The 17235-nt window shown below is 62.8% G+C and carries 11 protein-coding genes and 1 riboswitch; of the genes, 3 read left to right on the top strand and 8 right to left on the bottom strand.

Annotation, left to right across the window (positions count from 1 at the left end; all coding sequences use genetic code 11):
* Positions 1-17: 17 nt before the first annotated feature.
* The 3 genes from G7048_RS20770 to G7048_RS20780 are packed head-to-tail and all read right to left on the bottom strand — an operon-like array spanning position 18 to position 3061.
* Entirely contained in the window at positions 18-1223 is a 1206-nt protein-coding gene (locus G7048_RS20770) for an acetyl-CoA C-acetyltransferase (protein ID WP_166069961.1), read from the bottom strand.
* A gap of 36 nt (positions 1224-1259) precedes the next feature.
* Positions 1260-2873 carry a long-chain fatty acid--CoA ligase gene (locus G7048_RS20775; protein ID WP_166069962.1) on the bottom strand — a complete coding sequence of 538 codons (1614 nt, stop codon included), beginning with the start codon at positions 2871-2873 and terminating at the stop codon, positions 1260-1262.
* 23 nt (positions 2874-2896) lie between these two features.
* A complete protein-coding gene (locus G7048_RS20780) occupies positions 2897-3061 on the bottom strand; it encodes a hypothetical protein (protein WP_166069963.1) in 165 nt (54 codons plus the stop codon).
* On the opposite strand from G7048_RS20780, the gene G7048_RS20785 reads away from it, so the two are divergent.
* Together G7048_RS20785 and G7048_RS20790 are read left to right on the top strand one after the other, a co-directional pair.
* The gene (locus tag G7048_RS20785; protein WP_166069964.1) at positions 3060-4142 is read left to right on the top strand and encodes a CaiB/BaiF CoA-transferase family protein; all 1083 of its coding nucleotides are present in this window, start codon (positions 3060-3062) and stop codon (positions 4140-4142) included. The genes G7048_RS20780 and G7048_RS20785 overlap by 2 nt on opposite strands.
* Before the next feature lie 45 nt (positions 4143-4187).
* Positions 4188-5333, top strand: coding sequence for an acyl-CoA dehydrogenase family protein (locus tag G7048_RS20790; protein ID WP_166069965.1), 1146 nt, complete (start codon positions 4188-4190; stop codon positions 5331-5333).
* Positions 5334-5345: 12 nt separating this feature from the next.
* Here the strand turns inward: G7048_RS20790 and G7048_RS20795 are convergent, their stop codons facing one another.
* The 5 genes from G7048_RS20795 to G7048_RS20815 form a co-directional block, all read right to left on the bottom strand.
* Entirely contained in the window at positions 5346-8009 is a 2664-nt protein-coding gene (locus G7048_RS20795; protein ID WP_240933050.1) for a LuxR C-terminal-related transcriptional regulator, read from the bottom strand.
* A 144-nt stretch (positions 8010-8153) separates the two neighbouring features.
* Positions 8154-9380, bottom strand: coding sequence for an ABC transporter substrate-binding protein (locus tag G7048_RS20800; protein WP_240933051.1), 1227 nt, complete (start codon positions 9378-9380; stop codon positions 8154-8156).
* Between the two features lie 177 nt (positions 9381-9557).
* The gene (gene nrdR / locus G7048_RS20805; RefSeq protein ID WP_166069966.1) at positions 9558-10013 is read right to left on the bottom strand and encodes a transcriptional regulator NrdR; all 456 of its coding nucleotides are present in this window, start codon (positions 10011-10013) and stop codon (positions 9558-9560) included.
* Between the two features lie 44 nt (positions 10014-10057).
* Complete coding sequence (gene glyA / locus G7048_RS20810; RefSeq protein ID WP_166069967.1) at positions 10058-11302, bottom strand: serine hydroxymethyltransferase; 1245 nt, start codon at positions 11300-11302, stop codon at positions 10058-10060.
* A gap of 44 nt (positions 11303-11346) precedes the next feature.
* Positions 11347-11534: riboswitch (ZMP/ZTP riboswitch) on the bottom strand.
* A gap of 64 nt (positions 11535-11598) precedes the next feature.
* Entirely contained in the window at positions 11599-12522 is a 924-nt protein-coding gene (locus G7048_RS20815) for a lytic transglycosylase domain-containing protein (RefSeq protein WP_166069968.1), read from the bottom strand.
* Positions 12523-13329: 807 nt separating this feature from the next.
* Here G7048_RS20815 and G7048_RS20820 point away from each other — a divergent pair.
* Positions 13330-17193 carry a DUF748 domain-containing protein gene (locus G7048_RS20820; RefSeq protein WP_240933052.1) on the top strand — a complete coding sequence of 1288 codons (3864 nt, stop codon included), beginning with the start codon at positions 13330-13332 and terminating at the stop codon, positions 17191-17193.
* Positions 17194-17235: the final 42 nt, after the last annotated feature.

Raw genomic sequence — 17235 nt, forward strand, 5'->3', positions numbered from 1 at the left:
AGCTTGGCAGTCAGTCGTCAGACGCGTTCGATGATCATGGCGGTGGATTGGCCTGCGGCGGCGCAGAGCGTGACCAGACCGGTGTTGAGATGGCGGCGCTCCAGTTCGTCCAGCACGGTGCCCAGCAGCATGCCGCCCGTTGCGCCGAGCGGATGGCCGAGCGCGATGGAGCCGCCATTCACGTTGATGCGCGCAGGGTCGATATTGAAGTGGCGACCGTAGAGCATGGGCACGACGGCGAAGGCTTCGTTCACTTCAAAGAGATCGATGTCGCCCACGGCCATGCCTGCTTTGGCGAGGGTTTTCTTCGTGACGGGCATGGGGCCGCCGAGGCTCAACAGCGGCTCGTCGGCGCAGGTGGTGGCGGCGCGAATGCGCGCGCGGGGTTGGAGTGCGTTGCGCTGGCCGAACTCCGCGCTGCCAAGCAGCACGGCGCATGCGCCATCGACGATGCCACTCGAATTGCCGCCGGTGTGGATGGGTTCGATCCGTTCAAGTTGCGGATAGCGGCGCAGCACGATGGACGAATAGCCCGCAGCCCCCGCTTTGTCGAACGCAGGCGGGAGCTTGGCGAGATCGGCCATGGTCGTGCCGGGGCGATGGGCTTCATCCCGTGCCAGAACCACGTTGCCTAGGCGATCACGCACAGGCACCAGCGATGCATCGAACCTGCCGGAATCGACGGCTTCCGTCGCGCGGCGCTGGCTTTCGACGGCGTAGGCGTCCACCTGTTCGCGCGTGATGCCATCGAGCGCGGCCATCAGATCGGCAGCCACGCCGTTGGGGATGTAGGGGTAGCGTGCGCCGATGTTCGGATCGGTGTAGACCGCGCCGCCGTCGCTGCCGATCTGCACGCGCGACATGGATTCCACGCCGCCGCCAATGCCCGCATCCGCTTGGCCGGAGGCGATCAGGCCGAAGACCATCTTCACGGTGTCGAGCGCGGAAGTGCAGAAGCGGTTGAGCTGAAAGCCCGATACCGAATCGCCATAACCGGCTTCCAGCAACGCAACACGCGTGATGTCCGCGCCTTGCTCGCCGATCGGCATGACCACGCCGAGGCCCACATCGTCGATCTCGGCGGGGTTGCTGATGCTGCGTTCGCGCAGCGCGGTCAGCACTTGTGTGGCCAGTTGCACCGGCGTGATGGTGTGCAGCGAACCGCTGGAGCGCCCCTTGCCGCGCGGCGTGCGCACGTGGTCGTAGATGAATACGTCTTGCATGATGATCTTGTCTCGTCTGGATGGCGATGGATGAGGTCAGGACTTGCCCAGAAGATGCGTGCCGAAGCGGTTGCGCAGCTCCAGCTTGGAAAGCTTGCCGGTTGCTGTAAGCGGCATCTTGTCGATGAAGATCACGGCGTCGGGCATCCACCATTTGGCGATTTTTCCGTCGAGTGCGCTGAGCACTTCGGCTTCGGTCAGCGTGGCAGCTTCGCGCGGTTCGATCACGAGAATCGGGCGCTCGCCCCAGCGCTCATGTTGACCGGCAATGCATGCGGCCAGGTACACGCCGGGAATGGCGGTGGCGAGGTTTTCGAGATCGACGGAAGAAATCCACTCGCCACCCGATTTGATGACATCCTTGCTGCGATCGGTGAGGCGCATGTAGCCGTCCTCGTCGATCAACGCCACGTCGCCCGTGGGCAGCCAGCCGTCGGGCGTGGTGGCGTCGGCGGGGGCGTTGAAGTAGCGCTTGATGACCCATGGCGCGCGCACCTGCAGCTCGCCCGGTTGCTTGCTGCCCCAGGGGATTTCCTTGCCTGCATCATCGACGGTGCGCATGTCGGCTCCGGGCACGGCGCGGCCTGCGGATTGGTAGATGGTGCGGTGCTGCTCTTTCAGCGGCACGTCGCGGTGCTGCGCGAGCGGTTGCGATGTGGTGGTCATCGCTGCGGTCTCGGTCATGCCCCAGCCTTGCGTGACCTGAATGCCGAGCGCGTGATAAGCCTCGATCATCGACAACGGCGTGGGCGATCCGCCCAGCAGCAGGCGCTTGAGCGTGGGCACGCGCACGTTGTTCTGCTGCATGTAGGACAGCACATTGAACCAGATCGTGGGCACGCCGATCGACATGGTCACGCCTTCCTGATCGATGAGGCGATGCAGCGATGCACCGTCCAGCTTGGAGCCCGGCAGCACCAGCTTGGCACCCGTGAGCGTGGTGGCGAAGGGCGACTCCCACGCGTTGGCGTGGAACATGGGAACGACGGGCATCAGCACGCTCATGGCCGAGACGTTCTGCGCATCCGGCAGCGAGACGGCGTAGGCGTGGATGACGGTGGAGCGATGCGTGTAGAGCACGCCCTTGGGCTGGCCGGTGGTGCCGGAGGTGTAGCAGAGAAAGGCGTCGGAGCGCTCGTCGAACTCGGGCCAGACCATGTCGCCCGCGTGCTGTGCGAGCAGGGCTTCGTAGTCGGATGGCGCGGTGCCATCGGCGCTGTCAAGGCACAGCCAGTGGCGCACGCTGGGGCAGTGCGGGCGCACCTTGTCCACCAGCTCCTGAAAATCGGCCGAGTAGAACAGTGCCACGTCCTGGGCGTTGTTGATGATGTAGACGATCTGCTCGACGAACAGACGCGGATTCACGGTGTGGCAGATTGCGCCGATGCCGGGAATGCCGAAGTACATCTCGTAGTGGCGGTGGTCGTTCCACGCGAGGGTTGCGACGCGGTCGCCGTGTTGAATCCCCATGGCTTTGAGGCCCTGCGCGAGCTTGCGGGCGCGCAGTTCGCAGTCGGCATAGGTGTGGCGAACGGTCTGGCCATGGATCACGGAGACGATTTCGCCATGCTTGTGGTGGCGCGCCGCCCCTTGCAGCAGGTTGCTGAGCAAAAAGGGGATGTCCATGGCGTGCGAGGCGTGCAAACTCATTTCAACTGTCTCCGGTTGGTCCGTTATGGCTGCATATTGCCGCCTGCGGCGGAAGCTGCCAATCGTCCGGAGCGACGATTTTTGGCGATGAGGCCGTCAGCGCCCAAGGTCGTCGGATACGACGATTGCCCTGCGGGGCGTGTGCCGCAATACTCCTCGATCATCAGAAACCAACGGAACGCAGGCATGACTGGACCGCTCAACGGATTGAAGGTTGTCGAAATGCAGGGCCTCGGCCCGGCGCCGTTCTGCGGGATGGTTCTGGCCGATCTGGGGGCCGAGGTGCTGCGCATTGCGCGTCCGGGTACCTTGCAGGATGCGCACGATGTGCTGGCGCGTGGGCGGCAGGTGCTGATGCTCGATCTGCGCGACGAGGCACAGCGCGAGCGCGCATTGACCTTGATCGCTCGGGCGGATGTGCTGATCGAAGGCTTTCGTCCCGGCGTGATGGAGCGTCTGGGGCTGGGGCCGGATGCCTGCCATGCACGCAATCCGGCGCTGGTCTATGGGCGCATGACGGGCTGGGGGCAGTCGGGGCCGCTGTCGCACGCCGCCGGGCATGACATCAACTACATCTCGATCAGCGGAGCGCTGCACGCCGTGGGACCCGCGAACCAGAAACCGTCGATTCCGCTGAACTATGTGGGCGACTTCGGCGGCGGTGCGATGCTGCTGGCCGTGGGGGTTCTGAGCGCCTTGCACGAGGCCCGGCGAACGGGTCGCGGGCAGGTGGTGGATGCTGCGATGACCGATGGCGCGGCGCTGCTCTCGGCCATGATGTATGGCTTCAAGGCCGAAGGTTCATGGAACAACGAGCGCGGCGAAAACCTGCTCGATGGCGGAGCGCATTTCTACGACACCTATGCCTGCGCCGATGGCAAGTTCATCGCCATGGGTCCCATCGAGCCGCAGTTCTATGCGGAGTTTCGGCGCATTGTGGGGCTCGCGGACGATCCCGATTTCGACCACCAGACTGACAAGCGCTGGTGGCCGCGTTTGAAGGTGCGGCTGGCCGATCTGTTTCGCACGCGCACACGCGACGAGTGGTGCACCTTGCTGGAAGGCACTGACGCCTGCGTCACGCCGGTGCTCGATTGGGACGAGGCTCCCGCGCATCCGCACAACGTGGCGCGCAGCACGTTCGCCAGCGATGCGGGGCTGCTGCAGCCTGCGCCCGCGCCGCGTTTCAGCGGTCACGACTTGAAGTTGCCCGCACGTCCGGTGAGCGCCGATGAAGACGCCATACTGGCACGCTGGAATGCGGCGTGAGCATGGGTATGAGCATCCAACCGACAACGATTCAGGAAGACAGCCATGATTGATTTTCAACGCCCTTGGGAAGATGCCGACCTGAGCATGTTCCGCCAGACCGTGACGCGCTTCATGCTGGACGAGCTGGAGCCCGCCGATGAAAAGGCGCGCGAGGAAGGCAATGTGGGCCACGCGATCTGGCGGCGCGCGGGCGAGCTGGGCTTGCTGTGCACGGACGTGCCCGATGAATTCGGTGGCGGTGGTGGCGATTTCCGGCACGAGGCGGTGATTGGCGAGGAGCTGTATCGCCGCTCGCTCACCGGCATGAACATCGCCGTGCACAGCATCGTCGCGCATTACGTGCTCAACCATGGAACCGACGAGCAGAAGCAGCGCTGGCTGCCGCGCATGGCGCGTGGCGAGATGGTGGGCGCGATTGCGATGACCGAACCGGGCGCGGGCTCGGATCTGCAGGGCATACGTCTGCGTGCCAACAAGGAGGGCGACCACTACGTGCTCAACGGCTCCAAGACCTTCATCAGCAACGGGCTGTTGGCGGGGCTGGTGCTGGTGGTGGCGCGCACCGATATGAATGCGGGATCGAAGGGCATTTCGATCATCGCCGTGGAGACCGAAGGCCGCGAAGGGTATCGCGTGGGACGCGTGCTCGACAAGATCGGCATGAAGGCGCAGGACACGTCCGAGCTGTTCTTCGACGATGTGCGTGTGCCCGTGGATTGTCTGCTCGGTGGGCCGGAAGGACGGGGCTTTGCGCAGCTCATGTCGGATCTGTCGTTCGAGCGTTTGCTGATCGGTGTGAACTCGCTGGCCATGATGGAAGGCGCATACGAGGCGACGCTGGCCTATGTGCGCGAGCGCCAGGCGTTTGGCAAGCCAGTGGCGGAGTTCCAGAACACGCGCTTCAAGCTGGCCGAAATCGCCACGCAGATTCGCGTGGGGCGGGCTTTCATCGACCAGTGCATTCAGCAGCAACTGGAAGGAAAGCTCGACGCGACTACGGCATCGATGGCCAAGCTCTGGGCGTCGGATGCGCTGGGCCGCTGCGTGGATGAGTGCGTGCAGCTTTTTGGCGGGTATGGCTACATGAACGAGTACCTGATCGGCCGCATGTACGTGGACACGCGCATTCAGCGCATCTACGGCGGCACGAGCGAGATCATGAAGGAAGTCATCGCGCGCGCGATGTGAATGCGCAGCCCTTCACAAGATCAGCCGCAACCTGCGTGCGAGCGCCACGGCCTGCGTGCGGCTGCTGGCGTTGAGCTTGGTGTTGATGTGGCGAAGATGGGTGCGCACCGTCGTGTCGGCCACCACCAATTTTTCGGCGATGGCGCTGTTGGAGTAGCCCTCGGCCAGCAACTGGAGCACATGCAGCTCCTTGCGCGTGAGTGGCTCGATCAGGGGCTCCGGCGTGTCCTGCGGATTGTCGGTTTCGGCGGAGATCTGCGCATCGACGCGCAGTTGCTCCAGATACTCGGCGAAGATCGGATCGCTGCCCGCAGAGCCTTGTTCGAGTGCGCGTGACAGATAGCTTGCCAGCAGCGGCTTGATCCACGGAGCCTCGTCGAGCACCAGTCGGAAGAAGCCCTCGCGGCAGGTGGTCTGCAGCACGTTGGCGATGCGTTGAAGCGCTTCGCCCGTATGCCCGGCGCGGTGTTCCGCAATCGACTGGAGGATGCGCAGCTTGATGGCGCGGCGCGTGCGGCCTTGGCGTTCGGCTTCCACGGCGCGGTGTGCGGCTTCGACGGCTGCTGACGCGGAATCGCCAAAGCATGCACGCCAGCGCAGTTGCGCGAGTTCGGGGTATTCGACGTCCTGCGCCAGCAAGCGGTAGTTCTGCAGCTCCTGCGGTTGTGCAATCTGCGCGGCGCGGTCTAGTTCTTCGCGTGCGCTTTGGCTGTTGCCCTGCTGCATGTAGATGCGCGCACGCTCCAGATGCGATGCGGAAATCAGCCTCGGCAGTCGGCGCACATGACCCAGATGTTCCAGTTCCATCAGCGAGTGCAGAGCGCTGTCCACGTCACCCGCATTGAACGCCAGCCGCGCGCGCAGCGAGTGCCCGAGGATCATGTGGTCGGGCAAGCCCACATCGCGCGCCATCGGCAGGTAGATGCTGAGCAGGTGATCGGCCTTGTCGAGCTGGTTGGCCTCGTACAGCGCGCAGGCATGCAGCACACCGGCCCAGGCGTTGCCGTGGCTCTGGTTGAAGGTGGCAAGGTGCGTGGCTTCCACGGCGATGCGAAAGCGCGCAGAGGCTTGGCGCATACGACCCTCGAACAGATCAAGCATGCCTTCCAGCGACTCGGCGTACATGCGGTTGAACGCGCTGGTGCCGAAGCGCGAACGTGCCATGTCGAGCAGCTTGCGCGACTCTTCGGGAATGCCAAGAATGGACGAGATGTTCGCCATCAGATTGATGAGCGCGCTGTCGGCGAAGGGCAGGTCGGACGGCATGGCAGCGAGTGCGCGTCGGCCCACGGCGTGGGCATCGGCATAGTGCTCCTGCAGCGCGAGCAGCATGGCGCGCAGCGAGAGGTGCTCGGACTCTGCGCTTTGCGAATCGGACGAGGACAAGGGGGCCGCAGAGTCCAGCAGTGTCTGTGTTTCGATGGGGCCGCGCGTGAAGCAGGCGGCCCACAGCGAGAGATGCGCAAGCCGTGGATGTGCCTGCAGCAGCGCGGGCGGAAGGCTTTGAAACCAGCGGTCGAGCAGCCGCAGCCGTCCTTGATCGAGAAACGATTCGGCATGCGTCGACAGCAGCGTGATGGTGCGCGCGTGGTCATGCGCGAGCACGGTATGATCGATGGCGGGGACCGGGCGTTGCTCGGCCTCGTAGGCCTGTGATGCGGCCAGATGGAGTTGCGTGCACAGACCCGAGCCGCGTTGCTCCAATCGCGATTGAAGAAACGACGCGAACAGGGCGTGATAACGCCAGGCGGGCGGGTCATCGCCAATGCGGGTGAGGAACACACCGTGCGTGGCCAGATGCTCCAGCATGGCGGCGCAGTCGGTGTCGGGGTTCAGCGCGGCGCAGACCGGAACGGTCAGGTGGCGCAGCACGCTGGTGCGCAGCAGGAACTCGCGCACTTCGGGCGTCTCGTGTGCGAGCACATCTTCGGCAAGGTATTCGGCCAGCGCCTGATCGTTGCCGGAGAAGCGCTCGGCCAGCGCCACCGTATCCGGCTTGTGCTGCAGCGCCAGAGACGCCAGCCACAGGCCGGTCGCCCAGCCTTCGCAGCGGTTGTGCAGCGTGACCATGGCATGTTCGGGCACATGCGCCAGGCGGTTGCGCAGAAAGCTGCGGGTTTCGTCGAGGCTGAATCGCAATTGCGCGGGGCCGACCTCCACCAGTTGCCCGCGTGCGCGCAATCGACCAAAGCCGAGATCAGGCCAGCTGCGGCAACCCACGACCAGTTGGCCGCCGCGCGGCAGGCGTTCGATCAGCTCGCGCAGCAGGCCCAGCACACCGGGGCTGCGCAGCGTGTCGAGCTCGTCCATGAAGAAGGTGAAGCCGCTCGGGTGCGTGGAGATGGCGTCCACCGCTTCCACGGGGCTGTAGGGCAAGGCCGTGCTGATGCCGGTCTGCACCATCATCTCGCCCAGATAGTGGACGAAGCGGGACATGTCGTTGTCCTGTGCATCCAGCGTGAGCCACGCGACGGACTGGCCGCGTTCTTCCAGAGAGCGGTAGTACTGCATCATCGCCGTGCTCTTGCCGAAGCCCGCAGGCGCGCGGACCAAGATCACGCGTGCGGTGCCGGCGTCTTCCATGCCAGCGGGGTGTCGCTGCACCTGATACGGAGTCGATGCGGGCGGCGTGAGCTTGGTGCCAAGGCGTGGGATCGGAGCGGGAGCGGAGGGCATGGAGCGCTGAAATGGACTACGGGACGGACTGCCGGACGGTTTGAAGGCAGTCTACGTGAGCCATTCCAATTGGCAATCATGAAAAACGCCGCATGTCCGGTCGGTGACATGCGGCGTTGGAAGGCAACAGCCCGGCTTGCTGGTTTACTTCTTCACCAGTTTGCAGGTGGACTGCTCGATGGGGCGGAAGGCCTTCTCTGCGGGAATGGTGGCCTTGAGCTTGTAGTAATCCCAGGGCTTGGTGGACTCTTCGGGCGTCTTCACTTCGTAGAGGTACATGTCGTGCACCATGCGGCCATCGTCGCGGATCTTGCCGTTCTGCGCGAACACGTCGCTCACGGGCATCTTCTTCATCGCGGCGACTGTGGCCTTGGCTTCGTCGGTGCCAGCGGCCTGCACGCCCTTCAGGTAGTGCAGCACGGCGGAATAGGTGCCCACCTGCACGATGGTCGGCATCTTTTTGCGTTGATCGAAGAAGCGCTTGGACCACGCGCGGGAGTCATCGTTGCGATCCCAGTAGAAGCCGTCAGTCAGGAACAGGCCCTTGGCAGTTTTGAGTCCCAGCGCGTGGATGTCGGTGATGTGGATGAGCGAGGCGGCCAGCACCTGCTTGGGCGTGACGCCGAATTCAGAGGCCTGCTTGATCAGGTTGGCGGTGTCGCCAGCGGCGTTGGCCAGACCGATCACGTCGGCCTTGGAAGCCTGTGCCTGCACGATCTGCGAGGAGAAATCGCCCGCGCCCAGTGCGTGCTTGGAAGTGCCCAACACCGTGCCGCCAGCGCTCTTGAGGGCTTCTTCAAAACCGCCGCGCAGTGCTTTGCCGCCCGCGTAGTCGGCCTCGATGAAGTACCAGGTCTTCTTGCCGGATTCGGTGATCGCACGCGCCGTGCCCTGACCTTGCGAGTATTCGTCGTAGGCCCAGTGGATGGTGGTGGCGTTGCAGTCGTCGTTGGTGATGCGCAGCGAGGCCGGGCCAGTGGGCAGCACAACCTTGTTCTTTTCGGCGGCCAGATTCATCACCGCGAGCGTGACTGCGGAGGAGGGCAGATCGGTGATCATGTCCACGCCTTCGCGGTCGAACCAGGTGCGGGCGATGGAGGCACCGACGTCGGGCTTGAGCTGCATGTCGGCCGACAGCAGCTTGACCTTGAAGTTGGGCTTGTTCTGCGCGACGAAATCATCGATCGCCATCTGCGCGGCCAGCACCGAACCCCGACCGCTGGCGTCGGAATACACCCCCGACAGATCGGTGAGCACGCCGATGCGGACCTCACCGTCGGAGACGCCCTGGGCCGAGGCCTGGCCGACGGCTCCGGCAAGCAGCATGGCGGCGGTCAGCGCGCGAAAGGGGGAACGAAAGGTGCGTGGCATGCGGTGGTCTCCTGCATCGAATGTGTGAAGTGGCTGGCAGCGCAGGCGACATCGGCCTGTGCTTTGTCTGTGAGCCCATTGTTCAGCAGGAGGGAGGAGCGCGTGAATCGTCTTATCGGACGATCTTTGTGCGCGGCAGCTACACGTAAACCCGAAGGGGCAAGCTAGTGCAGGTGCTTATTTCTGCGGGCGAACTTCGTCGACCAGCGCGCGGAACTCGTCGATGTCCTCGAAGCTGCGGTAGACGCTGGCAAAGCGGATGTAGGCGACCTTGTCGAGCTTCTTCAACTCGCGCATGACCAGTTCGCCCAGACGTGATGAGAGGATTTCGCGCTGGCCCAGATTGAGCAGCTTTTCCTCGATGCGTTCGATGGCGTTGTCGATCTGTTCGGTGCTCACGGGGCGCTTGCGCAGGGCGAGCTTGAAGGAGCCGTGCAGCTTCTGATGGTCGAACTCCACGCGGCGGCCGTCCTTCTTGACGATCGTGGGGAAGTTGACCTCGGGGCGCTCGTAGGTGGTGAAGCGCTTGTCGCACGCGCCGCAGCGGCGGCGGCGGCGAATGAAATCCCCATCTTCGGACACGCGGGTTTCCGCGACCTGGGTTTCAGGGTGTCCGCAGAAGGGGCATTTCATGGTGTTGACTCGTCAGTGATGAATCAATGAACGACTTTAGCGAATCAACGGTAGACCGGGAAGCGCGATGTCAGTGCGTGGACCTTTTCACGGACGGCGGCGATGTTCGCCTCGTCACGTGGGTTGTCCAGCACGTCGGCGATCAGGTTGGCCGTGATGCGCGCTTCTTCTTCCTTGAAGCCGCGGGTGGTCATCGCTGGCGAACCGATACGGATGCCGCTGGTGACCATTGGCTTTTCGGGGTCGTTCGGGATCGAGTTCTTGTTGATCGTCATGTGGGCAGCGCCCAGCACGGCTTCGGCTTCCTTGCCGGTGATGCCCTTGGCGCGCAGGTCGACCAGCATCAAGTGGCTCTGTGTGCCGCCGCTGATGATGCGCAGACCGCGTTGGGTCAGCGTTTCAGCGATGACCTTGGCGTTGAGCTTCACTTGCTTGGCGTAGTCCTTGAACTCGGGCGACAGGGCTTCCTTGAACGCCACGGCCTTGGCGGCGATCACATGCATCAGCGGGCCGCCTTGCAGGCCGGGGAACACGGCGCTGTTGATGGCCTTTTCGTGCTCGGCCTTCATCAGGATCACGCCGCCACGGGGGCCGCGCAGGCTCTTGTGGGTGGTGGTGGTCACGACGTCGGCGAAAGGCACGGGGTTCGGGTACTGGCCACCGGCGATCAGACCGGCGTAGTGGGCCATGTCCACCATGAAGATCGCGCCGATTTCCTTGGCGACCTTGGCGAAGCGTTCGAAGTCGATTTCGAGCGAGTAGGCGGACGCACCGGCCACGATCAGCTTGGGCTTGTGCTCGCGGGCGAGCGCTTCCATCTTGTCGTAGTCGATTTCTTCTTTTTCGTTCAAACCGTAGGAGACCACGTTGAACCACTTGCCGGACATGTTCAGTGGCATGCCGTGCGTCAGGTGACCGCCTTCAGCCAGGCTCATGCCCATGATGGTGTCGCCGGGCTTCAGGAAGGCGAGGAACACGGCTTCGTTGGCCGATGCGCCGCAGTGAGGCTGCACGTTGGCAGCATCAGCGCCGAACAGTTCCTTCACGCGGTCGATCGCCAGCTTTTCGGCGATGTCCACGAATTCGCAACCGCCGTAGTAGCGCTTGCCTGGATAGCCTTCGGCGTACTTGTTGGTCAGCTGCGTGCCCTGGGCCCACATGGCGGCTGGCGAAGCGTAGTTTTCGCTCGCGATCAGCTCGATGTGCTGCTCTTGACGCTGATTTTCAGCCTGGATGGCTGCAAAGAGTTCGGGATCGGTCTGTTCGACAAGAATATTGCGTTGATACATGGCAGTCCTATGCGGTGGAAGTCCCTTGCACGTCGAATGACGACAAGAGCTGCCCAGGCGAACGGCTGAACGCAACAGGCGCACACAATGATCAATCAACTCACCCAAGGCCTGTGCGGCACGCTTCCCAGTGGTTTGCAGGAGGGAATCACCTCCTGGCATTTTCCACGTCAGCGGCGAAGCATTTCATCAAGAAGCTGCCTCGCGCCTATCGCCAGTCGCGTACTTCGCTAGTGTAACTGACTGAGGCAGGGTTGGTACGGATGGGGGCGTCTTGTGAACGAGTTCTGAGAGGCTCAGTGGTTGAGCATGGCCACTTTTTCCGAGCTCTGCGCAGGGGCTTCGGATTCGATGGTGGCAGGCGCGCTCGCAGGGGTGTGCGAGGGGGCTTCTGTGGCAGATGGTGCAGGTGAGGAAGCCTTGGTCGACAGCATCGGCGTAGTGGGCGCTGCTGGCTTGGCTGCCGGGACGGGCGCAGGTGTCGTGGCCGTGGTCGAAATGTTCTGACCGTTGGCCACCTGGCGCAGACGGAAATGCTCGGCCAGCACCTTGGTGGCGTAGCCGCCGTCATCGGGCAGGTTGGCCGCGCCGACGTAGTAACGCAGGCCGCCTTCGAGCGAACCGGCGCGGGCAATGCATTCCTGCAGTACCTTGACGCCAACGCGCATGTTGGTCACGGGATCGAAAGCGGCGTGGTTGCCGCCGAAATCGTCGTACTTGTCGTTGTGCACGCGGGTCATGACCTGCATGAGACCTTGTGCGCCAACAGAGCTTTGGGCGAACGGGTTGAAGCTCGATTCGATGGCCATGATGGCCAGAATCAGCGTCGGGTCGAGCTTGGTGCGCGAACCGATGGAATAGGCTTCGGTCACGAGCGCCGCAATGGGCTCTGGCGCGACGCGGTATTTCTTGCTCAGCCAGTAGGCCACCTTGGCCTGCTCGCGTGGCAGATCCTTGGGATTGGCCGCCGTGGCACGATCGACCGCGCCGGGTTCGATGGGGGAGCCGATGGTGGCGACATGTCGCTCGAACAGCCAGGTGCGAAGACGCTCTTCACCGAGGTCGCGCAGATCGGGTCGCGCCACGAGGGTGATGCCGGCAAACGCCACGGTCAGTCCGATGAGTGCGAAGCTGCTGTGGGTCAGCTCCATGAAGCCATCGACCACGTCCGATGTGAAGGTGCGTATGCCCGCGAGCACTGTTGATCCTGAAGCCGTCACAAGCTTTCCTTTCTCGAGTTGAAGAATGATTCCTGAGTCAAGGTCTGGCGTCGTCATCACGCTCAGTCCTTACCAGGCTTCTTCGCCTGGATGGGGGTCAAGTTCGGATCTGGCTCGCACGCATCGGTTCGTGGGCGAGGAAAGATGAACTGACAAAGCCGATATCGGCTGCAGGGTGCGGGCTGGGGTTAACCCGCTTTTTTTGTGAATGGCGGATTCTAGAAGCTCTCTAAATTCTAGGTCAATACTAAAAAATAAGTCCTTTAGAATTTAATTGTCTAACAAATGCTGTGTATTAATACAGTTTTTAGCGTTTTAGGGGCTTCTGCGGGGAAAAGTTGCCGATCGCAACGATTGGCGAAAAACGTTGAAAAACGAAACTCTCAATCGACAACTATTTTCAATTGAGAGAAAAATCTGGCAATTCCGGGGATGTGGGCGTAGATTTGAACTGCCTGCTGAATGCAGTGCATCGCTGGATGGACCAGCGTCTGGATTCGGGAGTTGGCATGCAGTGCCGCCTGAAGTCAAACCAGTCCAGAAAGCCTCCTTGAGAGCAATCTCTTGCTCTCTGCTCCGGGGACGCAACTCTCCTCGGTAGCAAAAATGATGGCAAGGACCGTTGTGTCAGCCGTCGAGCCCGGTGATCGGTCTTGCTGATCACCGGGCTTACTCGTTTTTGGGGTCTGCTGCTTCTGTGCGCCTCAAGAATCGAGAGATCTCTTGGACTTTTGCGCTTGTTTACAAAACAAGAACCTCAATTTCTGATGCAATCACGGGATGACATCAGAGAGCAGTGCCGCAAGCGTGTCCAAATCCCCGCTTGCAATTTTCAAGACCAACAAATGGCTCAGACGCATCGCGTGGTTCGTGATCGCGATCCTGCTGTTGGGGGTGATTCTTTGGCTGGCGGTTCCGCCCCTGCTGCGAAGCAATGTGGAGCGCTATGGCTCCGAATTCCTTGGTCGCGAAGTCAAGGTGGGCGAAGTGCAGTTCAAGCCCTGGGCGCTGCAGCTCTCAGTGCATGATCTGTCGATCGCCAGCGCGGATGGCGCTTCCAAGCAACTGGAGATCGGACGCATATATATAGATGCCGCCGCGCAGTCCTTGGTGAAACTGGCGCCGGTGCTCGACGCCATCGAGGTGGATTCGCCCAAGGTGCGCGTCGCCCATGTGGCCGAGGGTCAGTTCGATTTCGACGACATCCTCAAGCGCATCGCCGAGCGCCCCAAAAAAGAAGACGAAAAGCCGAGCGACCCGCAACACTTTGCGCTCTACAACATCGTGCTGCGCGATGGCGCTGTCGAGTTCGATGACCGCGTCGTGGGTCGCAAGCAGCAACTCGACAAGCTCGATCTGAGCATTCCCTTTCTGAGCAATCTGAATGCCGACCGCGAGGTCAAGGTCACGCCGCGTCTGGCCTTTGCGCTCAACGGCAGTCCGTTCGAGTCGACCGCTCAGGCCAAGCCGTTTGCTGACACGCGGCAGGCCGATGCGAGCTTCAAGATCGACGGCTTCGATCTCGCACCGTTTGCGGTCTACATCCCCAAGTCCGTGCCGGTGCGTCTGAACGCAGGGCTGTTGGATGCGGACCTGAAGCTGGCCTTCGAGCAGAAGGATGCCGCCAAGGTGGGCGTGATCGGCAAGCTCGCGCTGCGCGAGGTGAAGGTGTCGGATGCCAAGGAGCAGGAGCTGGCCGCCTTCGACAAGCTGGATGTCACCTTGGCTGACGTGCAGCCGCTCAAGGGCGTGGTGCATGTGGCTTCTGTTCAATGGGACAAACCACGTTTTGCGCTGCGCCGGGACAAGAACGGCCAGTTGGAAATTCCGGGCATGGCGGCTTCGGCTGAAAAGACCGAGGTCCCCAAGGTGAAGGAGGCTTCGGCGTCCGACGCCAAGCCCAAGGCCGACGCGCCTCCTGCCAAGGCAGGTGCTCAGCCCGAGTGGAATGTGCAGCTCGACCAATTTGGTCTGCGCAACGGCACGATCGATTGGCGCGATCAGGCGGTCGCCGGTGAGGCAGCGCATTTCAATTTGCAGAACCTGCAATTGGACGCGCGCGGCATTCTGTGGCCGATGACGCAGCCTGTGCAGTTCACGGGCAAGACGGAACTGACGCCGCTCGACGCCTCGGGCAATGCCGCCAAGAACCCCGCCACGTTGGGCTTTGATGGCAGTGCCGATCTCCAGCAGGCCAAGGTGGCGGCCAGTCTGCGTGGCTTGCCGCTGGACTGGGCGACGCCGTATCTGGCAGGTGCGATGGTTCCGCGCGTGGGTGGGCAAATGGATCTGGATCTGGGCGTGGCGCGCAATGGCGAGCGTCTGGTGGCCAGCGTGGGGAAGGGCTCGATCAAGGATGTGGCGCTGACCTGCACGACAGGCGGTGATCGCTGCCGTACCTTGGTGGCAGCGGGTGTTCCCGGTGCCAAGCGCAATACGCTGGTGGAGCTTGGCGAACTGGAATTGAAGGACACGCTGGTCGACCTGAGTCGCCGCCATGTCACGCTGGGCAAGCTGGCGCTGGTGGCTCCCAAGGTCTATGTGGAGCGCGGTCAGGATGGCAAGCTGATGTATGAGGACTGGCTGGTCCAGTCCAAGACAGCATCTGCAGCATCGGCGCCCGAGGCGAAGAAGGACGCAGCCGAAGCGCCTTGGGCCATCGCGCTGGGCGAGCTGGATTTGAAGGATGGCGCGGTCGTCGTGCGTGATGCGGCGAATGCCCAGCCCATGCTGCTGCGCGTGAATGCGCTGCAGGCCAATGTGCGCGAGTTTATCTTCCCGGCCAAGAAGGGTGGCGTGTTCCCCGTTCGCCTGTCGGCTCGGGTGGCGGGCTCTGGCCGGGCAGAGCCGGGCAGTCTGCGCTATGACGGCAATGCCGGGCTGGAGCCGCTGGCGGTCAATGGCAAGGTGCAGGCGACGGCGCTGCCGCTGCATGTGGCCCAGCCTTATCTGCCCAAGGATCTGAATGTGCGACTGGTGCGTGCAGATGGCAGCTTCAACGGCGATGTGAAGCTGCTCATGAGCGACAAGGGCCCGACTGCGACTGTCAAGGGCAATGTGGGGCTGGAGGATGTGCGCGTGCGCGCCGCCGATGCCGATGGCGTACAGGACAAGGGTCTGGCCGTCGGTCGCGATGCGCAGGACTTGCTCAACTGGAAGGCGCTGGCGCTCAAGGGTTTGGCCGTGGACATGGCTCCCGGCAAACCGATGTCGCTGGACGTGGCGGAAACCACGCTGAGTGATTTCTTTGCCCGCGTGATCATTCAGGAAAACGGCCGCATCAATCTGCAGGATCTGCAGGGCCAGCCCGTGACGGTCGAAGGCGCGAAGGATGCTGGCGGGAAGAAGGCAGAAGCCCCGGCCCAGACCGCATCTGCCGCCAGTGCCGCTGGTGCCGTCAAGGGCGACAAGCAGGTCGCGCAGGTGGCTCCGCCAGCGGAGGCTCCCGATCCGATGGCGCCTATCATTCGTTTTGGCCCGGTGAACCTGGTGCGCGGTGCGATGTATTTCACCGACCACTTCGTCAAGCCGAACTACTCGACCGATCTGACCGAACTCAATGGTCGCCTGAGTGCGTTCTCTTCCGTGCGTCCTGCAGGCGCGGAGAGCTTCGACATGGCCGATCTGCAATTGACCGGCAAGGCGGAAGGCACGGCCAAGGTGGAGGTTTCGGGCAAGATCAACCCCTTGGCCAAGCCGCTGGTGCTGGACATTCAGGCGCGCATGCGCGATCTGGAGCTGCCGCCGCTGTCGACCTACAGCATCAAGTACGCGGGCCATGGCATCGAGCGCGGCAAGCTCAGCATGGATGTGGCCTACAAGATCGAGCCGAATGGTCAACTCACTGCAAGCAACAAGCTGATTCTGAACCAGCTAGCCTTCGGTGACGAGGTCAAGGGCGCGCCAGCCAGTCTGCCCGTGCGGCTTGCCGTGGCCCTGTTGGCCGACCGCAATGGCGTGATCGACGTGGACCTGCCCATCAGTGGCTCTTTGAATGATCCCCAGTTCAGCCTCGGCGGCATCATCTTCAAGGTCATCGGCAATCTGATCATGAAGGCCGTGACCGCGCCGTTCTCGCTGCTGGCAAGCGCCTTCGGTGGCGGCGGGGACGAGCAGGGTGCCGTGTCGTTCGACGCGGGCAGTGCCGTGCTCACCAAGTCCGCGCAGGAGCAGCTCGACAAGGTGGCGACGGCGCTCACGGATCGTCCGGCGCTCAAGATGACGGTGGTCGGCTGGGCAGATGCGGCCTCTGAAAAGGCTGCGCTCAAGCGCGAACGTCTGAACACCATGGTGCTTGCGCAGAAGCGCCGCAAGGTCGCCCGTGATGGCGGTGACACCAAGGAAGTGGCGGCGGTGGAACCGGCGGAGTATTCCGAGCTGCTCAAGGAAACCTACAAGCGCGCCGACGTCAAGAAGCCGCGCAACATGGTCGGCTTGGCGAAGGATTTGCCGGACGCCGAGATGGAATCGCTGTTGCTCGACAACATACAGTTGCAGGACAATGCGGCTCAGGAGCTGGCCTTGCAGCGCGGTGTCGCGGTGCGTGACTATCTGGCCAGCCGCAAGGTGCCCATCGACCGACTTTTTGTGAGTGCGGGCAAGCTGCAGAGCGAGTCGTCGGGCGATTCCAAATGGTCTCCCAAGGCAGAACTCAAGCTTGCGGCACAATGATTTCCGTGGGTGGACCATGCGTTGGTCAACCCAGAGCTTGAC

It is taken from the genome of Diaphorobacter sp. HDW4B (assembly GCF_011305535.1).
GTDB lineage: Bacteria > Pseudomonadota > Gammaproteobacteria > Burkholderiales > Burkholderiaceae_C > Diaphorobacter_A.

What these genes read in the sequence shown, in the direction of transcription:
- G7048_RS20775 (WP_166069962.1), bottom strand. Translation starts at nt 2,873, where the DNA reads ATGAGTTTGCACGCCTCGCACGCCATGGACATCCCCTTTTTGCTCAGC.
- G7048_RS20785 (WP_166069964.1), top strand. Translation starts at nt 3,060, where the DNA reads ATGACTGGACCGCTCAACGGATTGAAGGTTGTCGAAATGCAGGGCCTC.
- G7048_RS20770 (WP_166069961.1), bottom strand. Translation starts at nt 1,223, where the DNA reads ATGCAAGACGTATTCATCTACGACCACGTGCGCACGCCGCGCGGCAAG.
- nrdR (WP_166069966.1), bottom strand. Translation starts at nt 10,013, where the DNA reads ATGAAATGCCCCTTCTGCGGACACCCTGAAACCCAGGTCGCGGAAACC.
- G7048_RS20780 (WP_166069963.1), bottom strand. Translation starts at nt 3,061, where the DNA reads ATGCCTGCGTTCCGTTGGTTTCTGATGATCGAGGAGTATTGCGGCACA.
- G7048_RS20795 (WP_240933050.1), bottom strand. Translation starts at nt 8,009, where the DNA reads ATGCCCTCCGCTCCCGCTCCGATCCCACGCCTTGGCACCAAGCTCACG.
- G7048_RS20800 (WP_240933051.1), bottom strand. Translation starts at nt 9,380, where the DNA reads ATGCCACGCACCTTTCGTTCCCCCTTTCGCGCGCTGACCGCCGCCATG.
- G7048_RS20790 (WP_166069965.1), top strand. Translation starts at nt 4,188, where the DNA reads ATGATTGATTTTCAACGCCCTTGGGAAGATGCCGACCTGAGCATGTTC.
- glyA (WP_166069967.1), bottom strand. Translation starts at nt 11,302, where the DNA reads ATGTATCAACGCAATATTCTTGTCGAACAGACCGATCCCGAACTCTTT.